Annotated in this window: 17 protein-coding genes; 13 read left to right on the top strand and 4 right to left on the bottom strand. The window is 68.7% G+C overall.

Going from position 1 to position 20,345, the window contains the following annotated elements:
• Window positions 1-179: 179 nt before the first annotated feature.
• From QA861_RS13490 to QA861_RS13475, 4 genes are all read left to right on the top strand, one after another.
• Window positions 180-557 carry a DUF3817 domain-containing protein gene (locus tag QA861_RS13490; RefSeq protein ID WP_334588576.1) on the top strand — a complete coding sequence of 126 codons (378 nt, stop codon included), beginning with the start codon at window positions 180-182 and terminating at the stop codon, window positions 555-557.
• Entirely contained in the window at window positions 554-847 is a 294-nt protein-coding gene (locus QA861_RS13485; RefSeq protein ID WP_334588575.1) for an MTH1187 family thiamine-binding protein, read from the top strand. The genes QA861_RS13490 and QA861_RS13485 overlap by 4 nt, the downstream gene beginning before the upstream one ends.
• Window positions 848-933: 86 nt before the next feature.
• Entirely contained in the window at window positions 934-1,443 is a 510-nt protein-coding gene (locus QA861_RS13480) for a MarR family winged helix-turn-helix transcriptional regulator (protein WP_006377592.1), read from the top strand.
• 57 nt (window positions 1,444-1,500) lie between these two features.
• Window positions 1,501-1,839: a DUF3817 domain-containing protein gene (locus QA861_RS13475; protein ID WP_334588574.1), complete on the top strand. Its 339-nt coding sequence runs from the start codon at window positions 1,501-1,503 to the stop codon at window positions 1,837-1,839.
• Window positions 1,840-1,842: 3 nt separating this feature from the next.
• On the opposite strand, the gene QA861_RS13470 is transcribed toward QA861_RS13475, so the two are convergent.
• Window positions 1,843-2,460: a TetR/AcrR family transcriptional regulator gene (locus tag QA861_RS13470; RefSeq protein WP_334588573.1), complete on the bottom strand. Its 618-nt coding sequence runs from the start codon at window positions 2,458-2,460 to the stop codon at window positions 1,843-1,845.
• Between the two features lie 181 nt (window positions 2,461-2,641).
• On the opposite strand from QA861_RS13470, the gene QA861_RS13465 reads away from it, so the two are divergent.
• The 9 genes from QA861_RS13465 to QA861_RS13425 all read left to right on the top strand — a co-directional run bounded on the left by QA861_RS13465 (window position 2,642) and on the right by QA861_RS13425 (window position 15,057).
• Complete coding sequence (locus QA861_RS13465; RefSeq protein WP_334588572.1) at window positions 2,642-3,619, top strand: tetratricopeptide repeat protein; 978 nt, start codon at window positions 2,642-2,644, stop codon at window positions 3,617-3,619.
• Window positions 3,620-4,305: 686 nt separating this feature from the next.
• Window positions 4,306-4,947 (top strand): DUF6230 family protein, encoded by a 642-nt coding sequence (locus QA861_RS13460; RefSeq protein ID WP_334588571.1) that lies wholly within the window; start codon window positions 4,306-4,308, stop codon window positions 4,945-4,947.
• A gap of 134 nt (window positions 4,948-5,081) precedes the next feature.
• Window positions 5,082-5,699 carry a DUF6114 domain-containing protein gene (locus tag QA861_RS13455; protein WP_334588570.1) on the top strand — a complete coding sequence of 206 codons (618 nt, stop codon included), beginning with the start codon at window positions 5,082-5,084 and terminating at the stop codon, window positions 5,697-5,699.
• Window positions 5,689-7,062: a hypothetical protein gene (locus tag QA861_RS13450; RefSeq protein ID WP_334588569.1), complete on the top strand. Its 1,374-nt coding sequence runs from the start codon at window positions 5,689-5,691 to the stop codon at window positions 7,060-7,062. The genes QA861_RS13455 and QA861_RS13450 overlap by 11 nt, the downstream gene beginning before the upstream one ends.
• 459 nt (window positions 7,063-7,521) lie before the next feature.
• Entirely contained in the window at window positions 7,522-11,871 is a 4,350-nt protein-coding gene (locus tag QA861_RS13445) for a polymorphic toxin-type HINT domain-containing protein (RefSeq protein ID WP_334588568.1), read from the top strand.
• A gap of 2 nt (window positions 11,872-11,873) precedes the next feature.
• On the top strand, window positions 11,874-12,545 hold the full coding sequence (locus QA861_RS13440; protein ID WP_334588567.1) for a hypothetical protein: 672 nt from the start codon (window positions 11,874-11,876) through the stop codon (window positions 12,543-12,545).
• Window positions 12,546-12,651: 106 nt separating this feature from the next.
• On the top strand, window positions 12,652-13,017 hold the full coding sequence (locus QA861_RS13435; RefSeq protein WP_334588566.1) for a hypothetical protein: 366 nt from the start codon (window positions 12,652-12,654) through the stop codon (window positions 13,015-13,017).
• A gap of 987 nt (window positions 13,018-14,004) precedes the next feature.
• Entirely contained in the window at window positions 14,005-14,856 is an 852-nt protein-coding gene (locus QA861_RS13430) for a helix-turn-helix domain-containing protein (RefSeq protein ID WP_334588565.1), read from the top strand.
• A gap of 9 nt (window positions 14,857-14,865) precedes the next feature.
• On the top strand, window positions 14,866-15,057 hold the full coding sequence (locus QA861_RS13425) for a hypothetical protein (protein ID WP_334588564.1): 192 nt from the start codon (window positions 14,866-14,868) through the stop codon (window positions 15,055-15,057).
• 148 nt (window positions 15,058-15,205) lie between these two features.
• Here QA861_RS13425 and pyk read toward each other — a convergent pair whose 3' ends face one another.
• From pyk to pta, 3 genes are all read right to left on the bottom strand, one after another.
• On the bottom strand, window positions 15,206-16,636 hold the full coding sequence (pyk, locus tag QA861_RS13420) for a pyruvate kinase (protein ID WP_334588563.1): 1,431 nt from the start codon (window positions 16,634-16,636) through the stop codon (window positions 15,206-15,208).
• Window positions 16,637-16,798: 162 nt separating this feature from the next.
• Entirely contained in the window at window positions 16,799-18,019 is a 1,221-nt protein-coding gene (locus QA861_RS13415) for an acetate kinase (RefSeq protein ID WP_334588562.1), read from the bottom strand.
• Entirely contained in the window at window positions 18,016-20,130 is a 2,115-nt protein-coding gene (gene pta, locus QA861_RS13410) for a phosphate acetyltransferase (protein WP_334588561.1), read from the bottom strand. The genes QA861_RS13415 and pta overlap by 4 nt, the downstream gene beginning before the upstream one ends.
• Window positions 20,131-20,345 lie beyond the last annotated feature (215 nt).

Below are 20,345 nucleotides of genomic sequence, written 5' to 3'. Positions count from 1 at the left end.
AAGGTGGAGATCGCCCCCGAATCTCCCCCTAGGGGCCGCGTCGCCGTCCGTACCACTGGTCACGCCGCCGTCCACACCCCCGTCCCGTTCGCCCGAGCCGGGACTGTCACAATGGGCAAACGTTTGTGCATTCATTCACAAAGCGCCCTCCTCGTAACGCGACCCACCGAAGGTGACCCGTGGACATCAAGACCGCCTCCGCCCTCCGCCGTCTGCGGCTGGTCTCGGCCCCCGAAGCCGTTTCCTTCCTCCTCCTGCTGGTCTGCTCGGTGCTGAAGCGGACCACGGACTTCAACGCGGTGCCCGTCATGGGCATGGTCCACGGCGTTCTCTTCGTCCTCTACGTGATCTTCTGGGCGGACGCCTGGAGCCGCGCCAAGTGGTCCCCGAAGACCGCCGTCCTCTACTTCGTCCTCTCCGTCCTGCCGACCGGCGGCTTCTTCGCCGAGCGCAAACTGCGCCGCGAGGCGGAGAACGCGGTCAACGCGGCCATCGCCGCCCGTGCCCGTCAGGAGCAGCAGGAGCAGCAGGAGCAGGACGGGGCGGTCCAGGCATGATCGTCGCCTTCTCCGTGACGCCCCTCGGCGTCGGCGAGGACGTGGGGGAGTACGTCGCCGAGGCCGTCCGAGTCGTCCGCGACTCCGGCCTCCCCAACCGCACCGACGCCATGTTCACGTCCATCGAGGGCGACTGGGACGAGGTCATGGACGTCGTCAGACGTGCCGTGGCCGCCGTCGAGGAACGCGCGCCACGTGTCTCCCTCGTCCTCAAGGCGGACATCCGCCCCGGCGTCACCGACGGTCTGACCTCCAAGGTCGAGACGGTGGAACGCCACCTCGCCCGCTGACCTCATCCGTCCTCCCCCTGTGGGAGGCGGACCGAAGGGCGAGACGGGGCTGACCACCATGTGACCGGCCGGTAAGGTCTGGTGCCGTGCCGAAGCCGCTCAGTCTCCCCTTCGACCCCATCGCACGCGCCGACGAACTGTGGAAGCAGCGCTGGGGCAACGTCCCGTCCATGGCCGCCATCACCTCGATCATGCGCGCGCAGCAGATCCTCCTCGCGGAGGTCGACGCGGTGGTGAAACCGTACGGTCTGACGTTCGCGCGGTACGAGGCGCTGGTGCTGCTCACCTTCTCCAAGGCGGGCGAGCTGCCGATGTCCAAGATCGGCGAGCGTCTGATGGTCCACCCGACGTCGGTCACGAACACGGTGGACCGCCTGGTGAAGTCGGGCCTGGTCGCCAGGCGCCCCAACCCGAACGACGGCCGCGGCACCCTCGCCACGATCACCGAGAAGGGCCGCGAGGCGGTCGACGCGGCGACCCGCGACCTGATGGCGATGGACTTCGGCCTCGGGACGTACGACGCGGAGGAGTGCGCGGAGATCTTCGCGATGCTCCGGCCGTTGCGGGTGGCGGCGAGCGACTTCGCCGAGGAGTAGGCGGGGTCGGTGGGGTCGGCGGAAGATCGCCGGAAACGGGTGGTTACGCTCATACGCATGAAAAAGAGCGTGCTGACCCGCTACCGCGTCATGGCCTACGTCACCGGTGTCCTGCTCGTACTGCTGACCCTCGGCGTGTTCGCCAAGTACGTCCTGGACCTCAAGGGCGCCGACAGCTTCACCAGCGTCGTCGGTATCGCGCACGGCTGGCTGTACGTCGTGTACCTGGTCTTCGCCTTCGACCTGGGCTCCAAGGCGAAGTGGCCGGTCAGCAAGCAGCTGTGGGTCCTGCTCGCCGGCACCATCCCCACAGCCGCGTTCTTCGTGGAGCGCAGGGTCAGCCACGAGCTGGCGGCGCAGCTCGCGGAGCCGACGCCGGTGGCCGCCAAGGCATAGCCGCTACGGGTTGCCGCGCAGCCCCAGCAGCAGCACCCGCGTGAACGCCTCCGCCCACTCGGGGTCGACCGGCTCCGCGCTCACCAGCGTGCGGTGCACCACCGCCCCCGCCACCATGTCGAAGATCAGGTCCACCGTGCGGGCGGCCTCCTCCGGGTCTGTTTCCGCGGGGAGTTCGCCGCGCTGCTGCGCGCGGGAGCGGCCTTCCAGGACCAGGCGCTTCTGCCGGTCCACGATCGAGGCACGGATACGTTCGCGCAGCGCGTCGTCGTGCGTCGACTCCGCGACCACCGCCATCAGGCCGCTCTTCGTGTCCGGGCGCACGAGGATCGCCGCGAACTGGAGGACGACGCCCTCGATGTCGGCGGCGAGACTGCCCCGGTCGGGCAGCTCCAGTTCGTCGAAGAGGACCGCCACCGCGTCGACGACCAGTTCGTTCTTTCCGGGCCACCGGCGGTAGAGAGTCGTCTTCGCCACTCCCGCGCGCGTGGCCACGTCCCCCAAGGTCAGCTTGGACCAGCCCAGTTCGACCAGGGCGTCCCGCGTCGCCGCCAGGATCGCCGCGTCCGCGGTGGCGCTGCGAGGGCGTCCCGTACGGCTGACGGGGTTGCGGCTCTGCATGGCATGACCATAACGGCGGTTCCTGCCCTGTGAGGCCGTGAGGGAGGTCACTCAAAGGTGCTTCCCAGGGGGCTGCCACTCCCGTTACGCTACGGCTCGTAGCGAAAGCGGCGCCCATCGACCAGGACCTCTTTTCACTACGCCTTTCACATGTGCGCGCCGGACGGGGGAGGATAGACGCATGCAGCCACGGAACATGTCCATGAGCGGGGTCGTCGACCTCGCCGCGGTGAAGGCGGCCCAGGAGGCCAAGTCGAAGGCGGAGCAGGCGCGCGCCGAATCCGCCCGGCAGGGCGGGGGAGGTGCCGTCGCGCCGGCCGACCTCGTCATCGACGTCGATGAGGCCGGGTTCGAACTCGAAGTCCTGCAGCGGTCCACCGAGGTCCCCGTCGTCATCGACTTCTGGGCCGAGTGGTGCGAGCCGTGCAAGCAACTGAGCCCCGTTCTCGAACGGCTGGCCGTCGAGTACAACGGCCGTTTCCTCCTCGCCAAGATCGACGTCGACGCCAACCAGATGCTGATGCAGCAGTTCGGCATCCAGGGGATTCCGGCCGTCTTCGCCGTCGTCGCCGGGCAGGCCCTGCCGCTCTTCCAGGGTGCCGCCGGTGAACAGCAGATCCGCGAGACCCTCGATCAGCTGGTGCAGGTCGCCGAGCAGCGCTTCGGCCTCACCGGCCTTGTCGTCGACGCGGACGCCGAACCCGGCGCCCAGCCCGTCGCGGCCCCCCAGGCCCCGGTCGGGCCGTACGACGCGCTCCTCGAAGCCGCCGTGCAGGCCCTGGACGCGGGGGACTTGGGTGGTGCGGTGCAGGCGTACAAGAACGTACTGAGCGACGACCCCGGCAACACGGAGGCCAAACTCGGGCTCGTGCAGGCCGAGTTGCTCCAGCGGGTGCAGGACGTCGACCCGCAGCAGGTGCGCAAGGACGCCGCCGAGAAGCCGGGTGACCCGATGGCGCAGATCCTCGCGGCCGACCTGGATCTGGTGGGCGGCCATGTCGAGGACGCGTTCGGGCGGCTCATCGAGACGGTGGCACGTACGGCGGGCGACGACCGGGATGCCGTACGGCTGCGGCTGCTGGAGCTGTTCGAGGTCGTCGGCGCGGATGATCCACGGGTCGCACTGGCCCGACGGGCGCTGGCGAGGGCGTTGTTCTGAGCGGTCGGACGGCGGCCGGGCAGGGGGGCCGGCGGGGCCGCTGTTCGATCAGTGGGCTGACCTGTCGCTAAACACCGCGGCGGGTGTTCTCCAGGTGAAGAATTTGCCGATCGAGTGCGCAAGCGGTCGCGCTTTACCAAATCTTGGTAATCGCGGCCGCTGTTACTTGGAGTAAGCCAAGGGCGTCGTCCTGTCGGAGTTGGGGCGGGAAGTAAACGTTTTGTCACCCCCCTGAGGGCCACCCAGCGTTGTCGTACGACCCCCGCGGGTCGCCGCACGGTTATCTGCCCGTTACTAGCCAGTAACGAACCCCCTTGTGCGGGGGCCGAGAATGCACCACGATCGGCGACGCTCGGTCCTATCCCGTACGCCGACAGCCAGTCGGCCGGACGGGAGTTGTTGGGTCCCCACCGGGCAGAGTCGGCAGCAGTGGTGCCGGCTCTCGGACAGGGGGGTCTTCGCCCTTCGGGGTGGAGCCTGTCCGGCAAGGTTGTGCGTGATGTGCGTCAGGCGCGACCAGTGATTGTCGCTCGGGGGTGATCGCCGGTGACTCGGGCGCTGTTCGCGCCGTCGAGTGCGGGCGCTCTCCTTACCGAGGACGTAGCACTTCTCCCATCCCTGCCCGGCTGAGCCGCCGTCATTGGGGCAGTCAGGGCCAGGAGATGTACGTCCGAGAAGGAGGAAATATGGAGTCCCAGGTGCGTGGCGGGACAAGATGGAAGCGCTTCGCTGTGGTCATGGTGCCCAGCGTCGCCGCTACGGCATGTATAGGTGTCGCCCTCGCGCAGGGTGCCCTCGCCGCTTCGTTCAGCGTGTCCGGCCAGTCGTTCAAGGTCCGCGCTGACTACATCCATGGCGACGGCTTCTCGCAGTACGGCGCCGTCGACATGGACGACTCGAAGAGCGAGAAGGGCACCCACCCGGTTGCGGTGTCGGCGTTCGCCGATGCCCGTATCCAGAACATGTGCCAGTCGGTCGTCACGCCGAGAATCCCGTTTTTCGGCACTGCCACGCTGCTGCTGAATGCGGGCGACAGTGACGACAAGAACAAGCAGGTCACTGCCAAGAACCTGTACATCGACGTCGAGAAGCTCGAGGCCGACAAGGCTGTGTTCGGCGACATGGACATCGGCGTCGCCGCCAAGTCTCTGCAGGACCCGGCCATGAAGGGCGGCGGGGAGCTGTCGGACCCCAACGGCTTCGGCCAGGGGGCGAAGACAGTGGACCTGTACGGAGTGAAGCAGACGGCGTGGGCCACCACCGCCGGAACCTTCACGCTGCCCGGTCTGAGCATGAAGGTCGTCACAGGTACCCACGAGTGCTACTAAGCACTCGGTGACGGGTGGGGGAGGCCGTGAGGCGCCCCCACCCGCTCCACTCCGATCGGGTCTTCGCGCACCGCGCCCTGTCACGGGCGAACGACCCTCTTACCACAGCAACACCGCACCAGGGAGCTGTTTCCATGAGCGCCGAGACTCCTGCCGCCCCCAGTCTGCCCACCCGCTGGAGGCTGCAGTTCCGCGCCTGGCGGGGTACGAGGCCGTTCTGGGCCGGCGTACTTGTCATGATCGGCGGTGTCCCGATCATGTACTTCCCTTACGCGCACCTCACGATCGGTCAGCTGACGATCCGCATGGCCACAACGGCCGGCGCGGGATCACTGATCATCGGAGTCCTGCTCGTGGTCCTGGGCATCAGCCTCTGGTTCCAGAAGCACGTACGGACCTTCGCCGGCACCGCCGCGATCCTGCTGGGACTGGTGTCCCTCCCGGTCTCCAACTTCGGCGGGTTCATCGTCGGCTTCGTGCTGGCCCTGGTCGGCGGCGCGCTGGCCATCGCCTGGGCGCCCGGTGTGGCGGAGTCGACGAAGTACGGCGAGCCCGAGGGAGACGGCACGGATGCGGCACCCGCTGGTTCGGAGCCTGCACTCCCGGTGTACGCCGAGGCCGGCGACGGCACGGATCCGGCGGCCCAGCCGGGCGGACTGAACATGAGCAAGTCGAACGAGCCGTACGAGCCGAACGATCTGTCAGGAACGAGCCCGGTGAACGGGGCGAACGGGAGGCACAGTGCCGGCTGACGAGGTGACCCACGGGACTGACGTGGAAGCGTCCCGCGGGAGAACCGGGCCGCGGCACGCGGCCCCGAGGAAGCCGCTGTTCACCAGGTTCCATATGCCTGCCGGAAAGGCGATAGCCCTGGCGGCTATGCCCACCGCGGTGCTCATGGGCATGGGGTTCACGCCGACGCTCGCACGTGCCGATGGCCAGCCGCCGACGAACAGCATGACGGCTGAGGAATACCAGAAGTGCGTCGAGGTGGTGACCGGCGCCGCGAGCGGTACGGACACGGCGGCGACGCCCTCCCCGTCCACCAGCTCCTCGGCGTCGTCCGACGACGGAGACACGACGACGAAGCCGTCCCCCTCGGCCACCGCCACGGACTCGGGCTCCGGTCCCTCGGACGACTCGTCGGATTCAGGTTCCGACGACGCGGCCGAGCCGACTCCGACGCCGTCCGCGAGCAAGACGACGTCCAGTGGCAGCACCGGCGACGACAGCGACAAGGCCACGCCCACCCCCTCGGCGAGCGCGAGCGCCACCGAGGAGAGCGGCGGCCTGCTGGACACCATCGGCGACGCGATCACGGGCATCTTCACGGGCGGCAACGACTCGTCGAGCGACACGGCTTCCTCGACGAGTACGGAGTCGACGGAGACCACCGAGGCCGCCGCCGGCGCCACTCCGACGCCGACCGCGTCACCGGCGCCGACCGCGGAAGCGGCCGGCAAGGGCACGACCGGCAGCACCACGGTGAAGGACACGACGGCGAAGGTCACCGGCGTCCTCAAGGACACCGCCAAGGACACGACCAAGGCGGCCGAGACCACCACGGAGACGCCAGAGAAGGCGGTCACTGCCGCCACCGCGTCACCGAGCCCCTCGGCCAGTTCGACCGTGGACCCCGCCGACTGCCCCGCCGAAGCCACCGACGACCAGGGCGGCGTCGACAACTCGACCAGGCTGCCTGTCGACCCGTGGATCCTGCAGGCCAGTTCGTTGACGCTCGACGGCGCGGATTATCAGGGCATAGTCAAGGTGCGCACCGCCGACGGCACGGTCAAGGAGGTCCTCAAGTACGTGATCTCCAAAGGCACGACGATCGGTGACCTGCACCAGATCGTCAAGGACCCCCTGTCCGGCAAGACCTACCACGCGCAGGCGGCCAAGGGCACGGACTCAACGATCGACGGCGGCAAGACGATCATGTACACGGAGAGCATCTCCGGCAACCTGCTCGGCTTGATCCCGGTGACGTTCAGCCCGAAGAGCCCGCCTCCCCTGAACATCCCGTGGATCTACTTCACGAATGTGAAGGTCGTCCAGGCGGGCCAGTTCGGCGGCACGCTGACGATCCCGGGCCTGCACCAGTACACGACCTGAGCATCCAGAACCCCGTCCGGGAGCCGCACCGAGGCCTGTGGCCCGGCCGTACCGCTGTTGTCAGCGGGGGCCGGGCCACAGGTCTGTGCTGGGTACGGCTAGCGGTCGAACGAAATGGCGAATTAAAGGTTCCTCAAAAGCTTTCCCAATGTCATGATGATCCGGTCCCTGCGGGAAGAGGGGCACGGGGGGCGCGTGTTGACCGCACGGGCAGCAGAGACGGGGGTCTCAGAACTTCCTGACTTTTCCTACGCGGCAGGCCGCCGGTGACGCCACCGGTCGGCTGCGGCCGAGTGTTCGTTGTGCTTTCTTCCTGCCGGACGAGACCGTTCATCCGGATCGACCATCCAGGCAGGCATCTACGTGCGAAAAACTTCAAGAAGACCTCAACGAAGCCGTCCGCGAAGAGCGTTCGCGGCCATCGCGCTCGCGACTGCCACCGCTGTGCTCGGCGGACTGGTGTCCGCCGCCCCTGCGGCCGCCGACGAGCCGGGGGACAACCCGACCGACCCGTGGCTGCGCAGCCTCCGCCTCAGCCTCGGTGAGCAGGCCCGCCAGGACCGCTGCCAGGCGGGGCAGGCCGTGCACTTCGGCGGGCCCTCGCTGGATTCGGTCGCGGCGAGCCTGCTCACCGGCCCGGACGCCAGGCTGCGTGCGTTCGTGGACCCGGCAGAGTTCGGCAGCGAGTGGTACAAGGCCCGCGCCCGGGACTCGGACGTGGCTACCGCCGACATGCATGCTTTCTGGGACCGCCAGGACAAGCTGAATGCCGCCAACGAGCCCTACGCCTCCGTGAACTCCTCCGGGGGGCGAGACTATTGGGCGCCCGAGTTCGGCAAGGACATTGTCTACTTCACTCTTGGCGCGCAGCAGGACCTGTACAACAAGGCGAGGGAGAACCCGGCTCCGAGGCCGGGCCAGACCGCGCTGGACGCGGCCAAGAAAGTGTTCGACGGGTTCGACACCGGCGACGACACTTGGGCAGCCGTGTACAAGGATGTCGCCGGAAGGGCATTGCTCGATCCGGAGAACCTGGGCAACTCGTCGGCCAACGACATAGCGACCTTCCTGCGCTTCGGCGGTTTCCCGACCCGGGCCCCCGAGCCGGACTCGTTGGAGTTCCGCAACGAGGTCGAGGCGCTCAAGACGGCCTGGGCCGGCTGCGACAGTGCCAATCCGATCGACCACTACCGGGCCCTGACCGGCCCAGTGGTGCAGGCGTACTCGGAGTGGGAGGCGGAGTACGCCGGGCAGGCCGAGCAGCGGAAGGCGATTGTCACCGCCAAGGCCGCCGCGGCGAAGGAGACGCGGGTCGCCACGGACGCGATGATCGAGGCGGTCCGGCAGGCCTGGCAGGCGGATCAGATCCTTTACTGGCAGAAGTACTGGGCCGCGAACAAGGGATCCGCTTCTTATCCAAAGCCTGCGGTCTTCACCAAGGCGACGGCGGATCTGAACGCTGCGAAGGCGGCAGCCGCCAAGCAGGTGCCTCTGGCGGACGCGGCGGCCACCCGTGCCAAGACGGCCGCGGCCACGGCGGGCGCTCAGCAGACGAAGGCGTGGGAGATCGCCGACGCCGCGAGGCTGCCCCGAGGCCGTGGGCTGCTCTACGCGCAGCAGTCAGTGCAGGTCGCCAAGGCATCGGCTGCGGCCACCCTGGCGGCGGCGAAGGCGACGCTGACGGCGTCGAACGCCGCCAAGGCCACGGTGGCCGACTCCCAGACGCTGTTGGCGCTGGCGAAGACCCAGACGCACGCGCTGAACACCGAGTTCCGCAAGTCGGCGGCGCTGGAGGCCAAGGCGCAGGCGAAGGCTGCGGCAGAGTCCGCCGCCAAGCTGGCCACCGAGGCGGCGGCCAACGCCGCCACCGCGAAGACTGCCCGCGCGACCGCTGAGAAGGCGGAGCAGACGGCCAAGACCCAGGCTGCCGAGGCTAAGCGCCAGCGCGGCATAGCGGAGACCGAGAGGGCCACCGCAGAGCGGGAGCGTGACCTCGCGGCGAGCGAGCGCGCGAAGGCAGGCGATACTGAGGAGCGCGCGAAGAGCGAGCAGGCCAAGGCCGGCCAGGCCCGCACGGCCGCGGAGACGGCCGGCGCGACGGCGACGGAGAAGCTGGCAGCGGCGGTGGACGCCGAACTGCGCGCGCGCCTGGCCCGTGACAAGGCGGTGGAGGCCGAGAGCGACAAGAACGCCACCGAGTCCCGTGCTGCAGCCCTGGAGTCGGCCGCCGCCGCAGACGAGGGGACCAGCGCCGCGGAGGAGACCCAGCAGGCGGCCACCGAGGCGCGCTCCGCCGCCACCGACGCGGCAGGCGCGGCGACCCGGGCCCGTACTGCGGCGAACGAGGCGACCACGGCAGCGGTGAACGCCCGAGCGGCGGCCACCCGTGCGGAAGGCGCGGCAAAGCGTTCCCGGTCCGCCGCCGACGCGGCCCAGTCGGCGTACGCCAAGACGCACGCGGCTGCCACGACCGCGCACGCCTCTGCTGCCGAGGCGATTGACGCGGCAGCAGCCGCGAAGGAGAACGCCAAACAGGCGGACGTCGAGGCGAAGAAGGCCCAGGCCGCATCGATCACCGCGCGCAAGGAGGCCACCGCAGCAGTCGCCGAGGCTGTCAAGACGGCCGCCTGGTCGGCGAAGACCGCCGGGTACGCTCTCGCCACGGCCCAGTACGCGCAGGGAGCCAGGGACGCCGCGACCGCGACGACCAAGGCGGCCGACGAGGCGATCTCCGTCGGCTCCCCGTACCGCGAGACCGACGCCTCGGCGGCGTACGCGGTGCTGATCGGACAGACCTCCAAGACCCTCGCCCAGCAGCAGGCCTCCGCGGCCAAGGCGAAGTCGGACGAGGCGAAGAAGGCGGCCGCCACGGCCAAGGCGCTCGCAGACAAGGCCGCCGGCGACGCGAAGATCGCCCTCCAGGCGGCAGCTGACGCAGCGGACTACGCGGTACAGGCGGTCAACTCCGCGGCGGCGGCCAACGCTTCCGCAGTCGCGGCGGCGACCGACTCGGCAGCCGCGAAGAAGGCCGACGCGAACGCCCAGAAGTACGACGCGCAGGCGGGCACGGACGCGTTCTACGCCAACTCCGCCGCGAATGACGCAGAGTCCGCGGCGGCACAGGCCGACCGTGACGCCTCGGAAGCCGAGAAGGACGCTGCCGGCGCCCGCTCTGCGGCTTCCGCGGCCGAGTCCGACGCATCTGCGGCGGACCGAGTCGCCACCGATGCCGAGTCGGACGCGGTCAAGGCCGAGAAGGCTGCGTCCAACGCCCAGAACTCGGCGAAGGAGGCTCAAGACGCCGCCACCCGCGCCGAGGACGACAAAGCGCGCGACGAGCTGACCAAGGGCGGCGCGACCGGTATCGGCGGATTGTTCACCAGGCAGAAGATCACGCCGCTGGGCGACCCGGAGGCGATGAACGACTGCGAACTGAACGGCACCGCCTGGGACAGCTGCGAAGTCAAGTTCAAGCTGCGGTACGACGTTAAGGTCGACTTCTACCTGTGCCAGGGCTCCGACGACCCCAACGTGTCAGCGGCGACCTGCCCGATCGAGAACGTGACCTGGCTCGGCAGCGAGACATACGCGAACCAGACGGGGTCCATGACGAGGACGTTCACCGCCTGGGACGTCACCAAGATGGTGGACCGGGTCTTCCTCGCCCTCCTGTGGGACATGTTCGTCCAGGACTTCGTTGACTGCGCCAACGGCAGCGGTAGCGGTTGCGCCTGGGCGGCGAGCAATTTCGTCCCCGGCAAGAAGATCGGGGACGCGGTCGATGCGATCCGCGGCCTGGACGCGGCCCTGAAGACCGGCGTCGGTGTGGGCGACGCCATCAAGGCGTTGAAGAAGCTGGAGCTGGATCCGCAGGTACTGAAGTCCATCGAGCGGCAGACCGACATCATTGAGGAGGCCTTCACCGCGTGCCGGGCGAACAGCTTCCCCGCCGGTACTGGCGTACTGATGACGGACGGGACACGTAAGGCGATCAGTGAAGTACGGGAGGGCGACCTGCTATTGGCGGCCGATCCGGACACGGGAGAGCTGCGGCCCCAGCCAGTCACCGACACATTCCGGCACGACACCAATCGACTGGTGGACATCACCGTGGCCGGCGACGGCCTGCTGTCCAGCACGGTGGGACACCGCTTCTTCGTCACTGGCCGTGGCTGGACGCTGGTGTCCGACCTGCGCGTCGGCGACCGGCTGCGCACTCCTGATGGCTCCGTCCGTGCAGTGACGGCTCTGCAGGACCGATCAGGTCTGGTCCCGCAGGAGGTCTACGACCTGACGGTCGGCGGCCTGCACACGTTCTTCGTGCGCACCGGTGGCGCACGGCCGCAGGACGTGCTCGTACACAACTGCACCAACATCCTTGCCGACGAGGGCATCGAGGGTGCGCACACCCTCGAGGAGCATGTGGACCTCAGCCCTCAGAAGCTGGCCAATAAACTGGACAAGGACGGCGTGGCGACACAGTGGGCCAGCAGGGACATCGCCGTCGCGGCGGTCGACCAGGCCATGGTCGACTGGATCAAGCTGCCAGGCAATGTGAAGAAGCTGGAGGCCTGGCGCATCAGGCAGGCCCAGAGGGTTGGCAAAAACATCGGCTTCGACTCAAAAAGGGACCTGCTGTCTATCCGCATGCCGTTCACCGGGCACGGCCCCTCGCTCGGTACGAAGTGGGTGAGCGGCGGCAGCTCGGCAGGGCAGGCCGTCGGAAACACGGTGGTGATCCAGCTGAAGTTCGCCAAGGGACACATGAAGCCCAAGACCTGGGTCGTCTTCACCGCCTACCCGGAGTAGATATGACCTACGAGACTGGCCTCACCTGGCTCTCCGAGCAGTGCGATGAGCTGGCGGACCTGCCTCCTGCGGAGATGGACTGCCTTATCGAGCGGGGGCCGGTCTCGGCCATGCTCTTGATCACCGAACGGTCGGTCCGGGAGCTCGGCCACCCGGCATCCCTGCAGCTGGGCCGTGACGTACGGCGACTACTGGACTCCGGCTTGGAGCACGACACGATCCGCACGGCCTGGGTCGGCTCAACCGACCACGCGTTCGACCCGGCCAAGCAGCAGGTCGGAGCGCGGGAGTGGCTGGAGCAGATCGAGTCGGCCTGGCTCGCGGCAGAATCCCGCCGTGACCCCGGCTTCTCCCCGCCCCCGGCCGACCCCGTGACAGACGAGTCGCTGTGCGCCGCGGTGCACAGGGCGATGGCCCCGGTGGCCGCCGCGCTGACGCGGGCGCACGAGGAAGGAGAGGTGTTCAACCCGCTGCCGCTGCCCGCCCCCCTGGTACCGGCGCTGGAGTATGTGATCACCGGGGCGTGCGCCGACCTCGGTTTCCGGCTCTTCCTGCGCGCGGTCAAACGCTACGCGCTGCCGCTGGACGGCCCGTGCCGGGAAGCGCTGGTGACACTCGGCGAACGTCTCGGCTATCCGGAAGGTGCAGTCGACCAGGGCCTTCAGAGGGACTGACGTTACGAGGGGTGGGCGGGACACACGTCCCGCCCACCCCTCGCAGCAGACGTCAGTTCACCGGTTCAGCCTCGTCCATCCGTCCACCGGCACCGTCTTCAGCTCGGTGACCCGCGACGGTGAGGCCCTTCTCGCCCGGCTCACCCGGCCCAGGCCGAGGCACGCCACCGGGCGCCCTCCTTTTTGTACGACTGGAATCCAGGGGCAACGGCCCGGGGTCCAGTTCGGCGCGGACCCGAAGGCCGTCGGCTCACTCACCGAACGCCTCGCGGGCGAGCACAAGGAGTCCTTCGAACTCCGGCTCACCCTCCACGAGTTGCACATCCTGCACAGCGCGTTGACCGCCACCGCGGTCATGTGCGTGGAACGCGGCGCGTTCTCGCAGGAGGAGTTCTACCGGCGGACGACCTTCTACCGGGAGAACTTCGACGCCTTGGCACGCGGCATCGTCGAGGCGGCCGCGCAGGTGTGAGACACCGCGGACGCCTCGAAGGGCTCGGTTCCTGAGGGATGCTGCTGGTTGATCCGGGTCCGGCTACTTCGCCCCGTTGAGCTGACGCTCGGCGGGGCGAAGTGCTGCGCAGTGGCTGGTGCGGGTGCGGACCTGGGTGTTTCGGTGAGGTGGGCGAGGTTCATGGCGGCGCCCGTAACCGTCCCACCGCCGCTTCACCTGCTCACGCGCTCGCCCCCGCGAACTCCCGAGCCCCTTGCCAAGGCAGCACAGCCCACATCCGCGTCCCACCCCCCGGCTCCCGAGCCTCTCCGAACCCCCACTCCCCGCCGCACGCTTCCACCACGCACCCCAACACCCGCAACGCATCCCCCCTCCGCTCATCACAAGCCGCAGCCAGCCGGGGATGCACATGCCTCCGGTGACCGTCATAAAGCACCACCTGCAGCTCCCCCTCCCACCACCGCAACGACACGTACACCGACGCGTCCGCAGCGAACCGGAAAGCGCACGCCGTCAACTCCCCCACCACCTGTACCGCAGCGTCCGCCATCGCCTCCAGCCCATGCGTCTGGAGAACAACCCGAGTCGTAGCCCGGGCAACCCGCGAACTCACCGCCTCGGCAGGCAGGGTGAAGCCGTACGTGAGCGTGTCCGGGCCGGGCGGCGGCGCCTTGGTGAGGTCGGTCGAGATGGGACAGGCCGAGACGGCCAGCGATGCGGACATGGCGAACTCCCTTGCTGAACAACGGACATGACGGCGTTGACGTACGCCCCGACCAGTGGCCTGTCTCCCTGACGCGAGCGCGCCCCTCCCAGGGAAGGAGAAGGCGGGCAGGCTCGCGCGATGCACTTCCGGACGATGTCGGAGCGTAAGAAACTAGTTACCGACTGTAGATGAGTGAGGTGGTCTTTTGCCACTACTCCAACAGAATTACCACTAGCCAAGTGGACCAACCCGGCGCCGAAAGGGCAGACTTGCGCCGCACCCGCTGGAGGAAATGACACATGCCACCGAGGTCAACGCCGACGGAGCGACAGAAGCGCCTGGGCGCCGAGCTGCGCAAAATGCGTCTGGCAGCAGACGTGACGACCGAGTACGCCGCAGGGCTGCTCGGGCTGGACAGGGCGAAGGTGTCCAACATCGAGTCCGGGGTCCGGGCCATCAACGCAGACCGTCTGAGAACCCTGGCCTGCAACTACGCCTGCCGCGACGAGGCGTACATCGATGCTCTGGTCGACATGGTCGGGACACGCACACGCAGCTGGTGGGAGGTGTATCGGGGGCAAATCCCCGCAGGGCTCCTCGACATCGCGGAACTGGAATGGCACTCCAAGAGCGTGCGCGTGGGCCTGGCCATGATCTTGCCAGGCCTGCTGCAGACCGACGGTTACGCCCGCACCCTCTTCGGCGCCGCGCTTCCGCCCCTGTCACCGGCGGAAGTCGAGCTACGCGTGGCTCTCCGCCTGCAACGCCAGCAGGTGCTGTACCGGGACAAGCCGATCACGTATGTCGGATACGTGCACGAGGCCGCCCTGCGCGTCGAGTTCGGCGGTGTGAAGGTGATGCGTATGCAACTGGACCGCCTCTGCGAAGTGTCCGAGCACGACAACATCGGCGTACGCGTGATCCCCTTCAAGGCAGGGGCGTTTCCCGGCGCCGGGCAAGCGGTGATCTACGTCGAAGGTCCTGTCCCCCAGCTCGACACCGTGGAGTTGGACTCCGCGCACGGCCCCGAGTTCACCCACGGTCAGTCCCAACTCGACAAGTACCGTGCTCACTTGGACTGGATGGAAGCCGCGTCACTCACGCCCAGCGCGTCACGCGACTTCATCCACGCGATCGCCCGCCAACTCTGAGGAGTTACGTTGCCCGAAATCACCTGGGAAGAGCCCTACTGCGCCGAAGGCGCCAACTGCTTCCGCATAGGCACCGACCCCACCGGCAACGCCTACATCGCCATCGCCGGCCAAGAAGACACCTACCTCACCGACACCCGAGAAGCCCTTCGCACCCTCATCCAGGACATCAAGGCCGGCAAAGCAGACCACCTCCTCTGACGCGAGGTGGGGAAGCCACGGGCTGTTCGTCGGCGTCGTGTGATCCAGCGTCGGTGAGGCCGCAGCTGGTTCGGCCGGCCCGGGGACGGCGGAGGGCGTCCCCTGTGAGCACAGGGGACGCCCTCGAAGCCGTATGAGCGAGCGCCGATCAGGCGAGTTCGCCCTCGCCCAAGTGGTGCACCCGGACCATGTTCGTCGTGCCCGGGACGCCGGGCGGGGAGCCTGCCGTCATGACGACGACCTCGCCGACCTTGAAGCGGCCCAGCTTGAGCATCTCCTGGTCGACCAGGGAGACCATCTCGTCCGTGCTGTTGACGAACGGGACGACGTACGAGTCGACGCCCCAGCTCAGGGAGAGCTGGTTGCGGGTGCCCTCGTCGGTGGTGAAGGCGACGATGGGCTGGGCCGCGCGGTAGCGGGAGAGGCGGCGGGCCGTGTCGCCGGACTTGGTGAAGGCCACCAGGCCCCTGCCGCCGAGGAAGTCGGCGATCTCGCAGGCCGCGCGGGCGACCGAGCCGCCCTGCGTCTTCGGCTTCTTGCCGGGGACGAGGGGCTGGAGGCCCTTGGAGAGGAGCTCCTCCTCCGCCGCGACGACGATCTTCGACATCGTGCGGACCGTTTCGAGCGGGTACGCGCCGACCGAGGACTCCGCGGACAGCATGACCGCGTCCGCTCCGTCCAGGATCGCGTTCGCCACGTCGGACGCCTCGGCGCGGGTCGGGCGGGAGTTGGTGATCATCGACTCCATCATCTGGGTCGCGACGATCACCGGCTTCGCGTTGCGCCGGCACAGCTCCACCAGGCGCTTCTGCACCATCGGGACCTTTTCGAGGGGGTACTCGACGGCGAGGTCACCGCGGGCCACCATCACACCGTCGAAGGCCGCGACGACGGCGTCCATGTTGTCCACCGCCTGCGGCTTCTCCACCTTGGCGATGACGGGGACGCGGCGACCCTCCTCGTCCATGATCTTGTGGACGTCGTCCACGTCACCGGCGTCGCGGACGAACGAGAGGGCGACCAGGTCGCAGCCCATGCGCAGGGCGAAGCGCAGGTCGTCGATGTCCTTCTCGGAGAGGGCCGGGACGTTCACGGCCGCACCGGGCAGGTTGATGCCCTTGTGGTCAGAGATGACGCCGCCCTCGATGACGATCGACCTCACCCGCGGACCCTCGACGGCCAGGACCTTCAGCTCGACGTTGCCGTCGTTGATCAGGATCTGGTCGCCGGTCGACACATCACCCGGGAGGCCCTTGTACGTCGTACCGCAGATGGTCTTGTCACCGGGGACGTCCTCGGTGGTGATGACGAACTCGTCGCCCCGCACCAGCTCGACGGGGCCCTCCGCGAAGGTCTCCAGGCGGATCTTCGGGCCCTGCAGGTCGGCCAGGACGCCGATCGCTCGGCCCGTCTCCTTGGCGGCGGCCCGGACCCGGTCGTACCGGCCCTGGTGCTCGGCGTGCGAGCCGTGGCTGAAGTTGAACCGGGCCACGTTCATGCCGGCCTCGATCAGCGAGACGAGCATTTCATGGGAGTCGACCGCGGGGCCGAGAGTGCAAACGATTTTCGAACGGCGCATGGGGCGATCCTATCGGTTTGTTTCGCTTCGGAATATTCCGCCTGGTGGACGACGTAGAAGCATGGACTGGACACAAAGGGGCGGGATAGCGCTCAGGTGAGGCTCTTCCGTCGGAGTCGGCCAATGTCCTCCCAATGTTCGTCCAATATCCGTTAAGTGTCTTCAGTTGTCCGATCTCACCAGCGCGTACGTCTGTGTCGCGATCTCCAGCTCCTCGTCCGTCGGTACGACGGCCACCGCGACCCGGGAGCCCGCGGGGGAGATCAGCCGGGCCTCCTGGCCCCGTACGGCGTTCAGGGTGCCGTCCACGGCCACCCCGAGGCCCTCCAGGCCCGCCACCGCCGCCTCGCGCACCGGCGCCGCGTTCTCGCCGACCCCGGCCGTGAACGCGATGGCGTCCACCCGGCCGAGTACCGCGTAATAGGCGCCGATGTACTTCTTCAGACGGTGGATGTAGATGTCGAAGGCCAGCCGGGCCGCCGGGGCGTCCGCGCCGCCCTCGTCGATACGGCGGCGGATTTCCCGCATGTCGTTGTCTCCGCACAGACCGAGCAGGCCGCTCTTCTTGTTGAGAAGAGTGTCGATCTCGTCCGTGGACATTCCGCCAACACGCGTCAAATGGAAGATGACGGCCGGGTCCAGGTCACCGGAGCGGGTTCCCATGACCAGCCCCTCCAGTGGCGTCAGCCCCATGGACGTGTCCACACACCTGCCGCCCTGGACGGCGGACGCGGACGCCCCGTTGCCCAGGTGCAGCACGATCACGTTCACGTCCTCGGGCGCCCGGCCCAGGAGCCGGGCCGTCTCCCGCGACACGTACGCGTGGGACGTGCCGTGGAACCCGTACCGCCGGATGCGGTGCTCGTCGGCCGTCGCGACGTCGATCGCGTAGCGGGCCGCCGACTCCGGCATGGTGGTGTGGAAGGCCGTGTCGAAGACCGCGACCTGGGGGAGGTCGGGGCGCAGCGACTGGGCGGTACGGATGCCGGTGAGGTTCGCCGGATTGTGCAGCGGGGCCACCGGGATCAGGCGCTCGATCTCCGCGAGGACCGTGTCGTCGACGACCGTCGGCTCGGTGAAAGCCTGGCCGCCGTGCACGACCCGGTGCCCGATGGCCGCCAACTCGGGGGAGTCAAGGCCGAGTTCATCACTCGTCAGCTCCTCCGCCACCGCCTTCAAGGCCGCCTCGTGGTCGGCGATCGGGCCCGTACGCTCACGGGACGCGCCGCCGGTCGCCAGCGGGGTGTGCTTCAGGCGGGAGATCTCCTCGCCGATGCGTTCCACCAGGCCCACGGCGAGCCGGCTGCTGTCGCGCATGTCGAGCAGCTGGTACTTCAGCGAGGACGAACCGGAGTTGAGGACGAGGACGCGGGTCGCGGTCACTGCGCGGATGCCTTTTCGGTAGGGGTGGTGAGAGCGGTTGTCACGGTCTGGGCCTGGATCGCCGTGATCGCGACCGTGGTGACGATGTCCGTGACCAGGGCGCCCCGGGACAGGTCGTTGACCGGCTTGCGCAGGCCCTGGAGGACCGGGCCGACGGCGATCGCGCCGGCCGAACGCTGCACGGCCTTGTAGGTGTTGTTGCCGGTGTTGAGGTCAGGGAAGATCAACACGCTTGCCTGGCCCGCGACTTCGGAGCCGGGGAGTTTGGTGGCGGCCACGGTCGGCTCCACCGCCGCGTCGTACTGGATCGGGCCCTCGATACGCAGGTCCGCGCGCCGGGAGCGCACCAGCTCCGTCGCCTCCCGCACCTTGTCGACGTCCGCGCCCGAACCCGACGTACCCGTGGAGTACGACAGCATCGCGATCCTCGGCCGTACGCCGAACTGCTCGGCGGTGGCGGCCGACTGGATGGCGATGTCGGCCAACTGCTCGGCGTTCGGGTCGGGGTTGACCGCGCAGTCGCCGTAGACGAGGACCTTGTCGGCCAGGCACATGAAGAAGACGGACGAGACGATCGAGGCGTCCGGCTTCGTCTTGATGATCTCGAAGGCGGGGCGGATCGTCGCGGCCGTGGAGTGGACGGAACCCGACACCATGCCGTCGGCCATGCCCTCCTCGACCATCAGGGTGCCGAAGTAGTTGACGTCCGAGACGACGTCGTAGGCCAGCTCGACGGTGACGCCCCGGTGGGCGCGGAGCTGGGCGTACTTCTCGGCGAACCGGTCCCGCAGCTCGGAGGTGTGCGGGTCGATCAGCTGGCATTCGCCGAGGTCTATGCCCAGGTCGGCGGCCTTCTTGCGGATGGCGTCGACCGGGCCGAGCAGCGTCAGGTCGCACACGCCCCGCCGCAGCAGCACCTCGGCGGCGCGCAGGACGCGTTCCTCGGTGCCCTCGGGGAGGACGACCCGGCGCTTGTCGGCGCGGGCGCGTTCGAGGAGCTTGTGCTCGAACATCATGGGCGTGACACGGTCGCTGCTGGGCGCGGAGACGCGTCCGAGCAGCTCGGTCGTGTCCACATGACGTTCGAAGAGGCCGAGTGCCGTCTCCGCCTTGCGCGGGGTGGCCGCGTTCAACTTCCCCTCCAGGGAGAAGAGTTGGGCGGCGGTGGGGAAGCTCGTGCCGGCCACGGAGATGACCGGGGTGCCCGGGGCGAGCCGGGCGGCGAGGGTGAGGACCTCGTCGCTGGGGCGCTCGTCCAGGGTCAGCAGGACGCCCGCGATGGGCGGCGTACCGGCGCTGTGCGCGGCCAGGGCACCGACGACCAGGTCGGCGCGGTCGCCGGGCGTGACGACCAGACAGCCCGGGGTCAGCGCGGTCAGGAAGTTGGGCAGCATCGCGCCGCCGAAGACGAAGTCCAGCGCGTCGCGGGCGAGGCCCGAGTCGTCGCCGAGCAGCACCGTGCCGCCGAGCGCGTGGGTGATCTGGGCGACCGTCGGCGCGGCGAGGGCCGGCTCGTCGGGGAGGACGTAACAGGGCACGGGGAGACGGGAGCCGAGGCCCTCGGCGATCGCGGTGCGGTCCTCGCGGGCCACGCGGTTGGCGACCATGGCGAGGACGTCGCAGCCGAGCGCCTCGTACGCGCGGTACGCGTTGCGGGTCTCGGCGAGCACCGACTCGGCGGTCTGGTCGCGTCCGCCGACGACCGCGACGACGGACGCGCCGAACTCGTTCGCGAGGCGGGCGTTGAGGGCCAGCTCGTCCGGGAACTGGGTGGCGGCGAAGTCGGTGCCGAGGACCAGGACGACGTCGTACTCGCGGGCGACGCGCAGAAAGCGGTCGACGAGGGTCGAGACGAGCTCGTCGGTGCCCCGCTCGGCCTGGAGCGCGGACGCCTCCGGGTAGTCCATGCCGTACACGGTCGCCGGGTCCTGGGAGAGGCGGTAGCGGGCGCGCAGCAGCTCGAAGAGACGGTCCGGGTTGTCGTGCACCAGGGGGCGGAAGACGCCCACGCGGTCGACCTGCCGGGTCAGGAGTTCCATGACTCCCAGCTCGACGACCTGGCGGCCGTCGCCCCGGTCGATCCCGGTCACGTACACGCTGCGGGTCGTCACGCGTGCTCTCCGTTTCAGCTGGACTGTTCGGGCCTCTTGACAGTACCCGCGCCGCTGGTTAAGGCGCCGGTCAGCCCGGTGGGGGGCGGTCAGGATCGAGGGTCCGGCCGGGGCGTGGAACAATTGGGGTGACTCACAGGTATCAAAAGCGATCAGAACGATCAGAGCCATCAGCGTTAGCACCGCGCTCACAGTGATCACAGCGAGCAGGAGAC

It is taken from the genome of Streptomyces sp. B21-083 (assembly GCF_036898825.1).
Lineage (GTDB): Bacteria > Actinomycetota > Actinomycetes > Streptomycetales > Streptomycetaceae > Streptomyces.
The sequence above is the reverse complement of the archived record's forward strand: the minus strand, read 5'-3'. Positions and strand labels throughout refer to the sequence as shown.

What these genes read in the sequence shown, in the direction of transcription:
- QA861_RS13470 (WP_334588573.1), bottom strand. Translation starts at nt 2,460, where the DNA reads ATGCAGAGCCGCAACCCCGTCAGCCGTACGGGACGCCCTCGCAGCGCC.
- QA861_RS13460 (WP_334588571.1), top strand. Translation starts at nt 4,306, where the DNA reads ATGGAGTCCCAGGTGCGTGGCGGGACAAGATGGAAGCGCTTCGCTGTG.
- QA861_RS13440 (WP_334588567.1), top strand. Translation starts at nt 11,874, where the DNA reads ATGACCTACGAGACTGGCCTCACCTGGCTCTCCGAGCAGTGCGATGAG.
- QA861_RS13485 (WP_334588575.1), top strand. Translation starts at nt 554, where the DNA reads ATGATCGTCGCCTTCTCCGTGACGCCCCTCGGCGTCGGCGAGGACGTG.
- QA861_RS13455 (WP_334588570.1), top strand. Translation starts at nt 5,082, where the DNA reads ATGAGCGCCGAGACTCCTGCCGCCCCCAGTCTGCCCACCCGCTGGAGG.
- QA861_RS13465 (WP_334588572.1), top strand. Translation starts at nt 2,642, where the DNA reads ATGCAGCCACGGAACATGTCCATGAGCGGGGTCGTCGACCTCGCCGCG.
- QA861_RS13475 (WP_334588574.1), top strand. Translation starts at nt 1,501, where the DNA reads ATGAAAAAGAGCGTGCTGACCCGCTACCGCGTCATGGCCTACGTCACC.
- QA861_RS13430 (WP_334588565.1), top strand. Translation starts at nt 14,005, where the DNA reads ATGCCACCGAGGTCAACGCCGACGGAGCGACAGAAGCGCCTGGGCGCC.
- pyk (WP_334588563.1), bottom strand. Translation starts at nt 16,636, where the DNA reads ATGCGCCGTTCGAAAATCGTTTGCACTCTCGGCCCCGCGGTCGACTCC.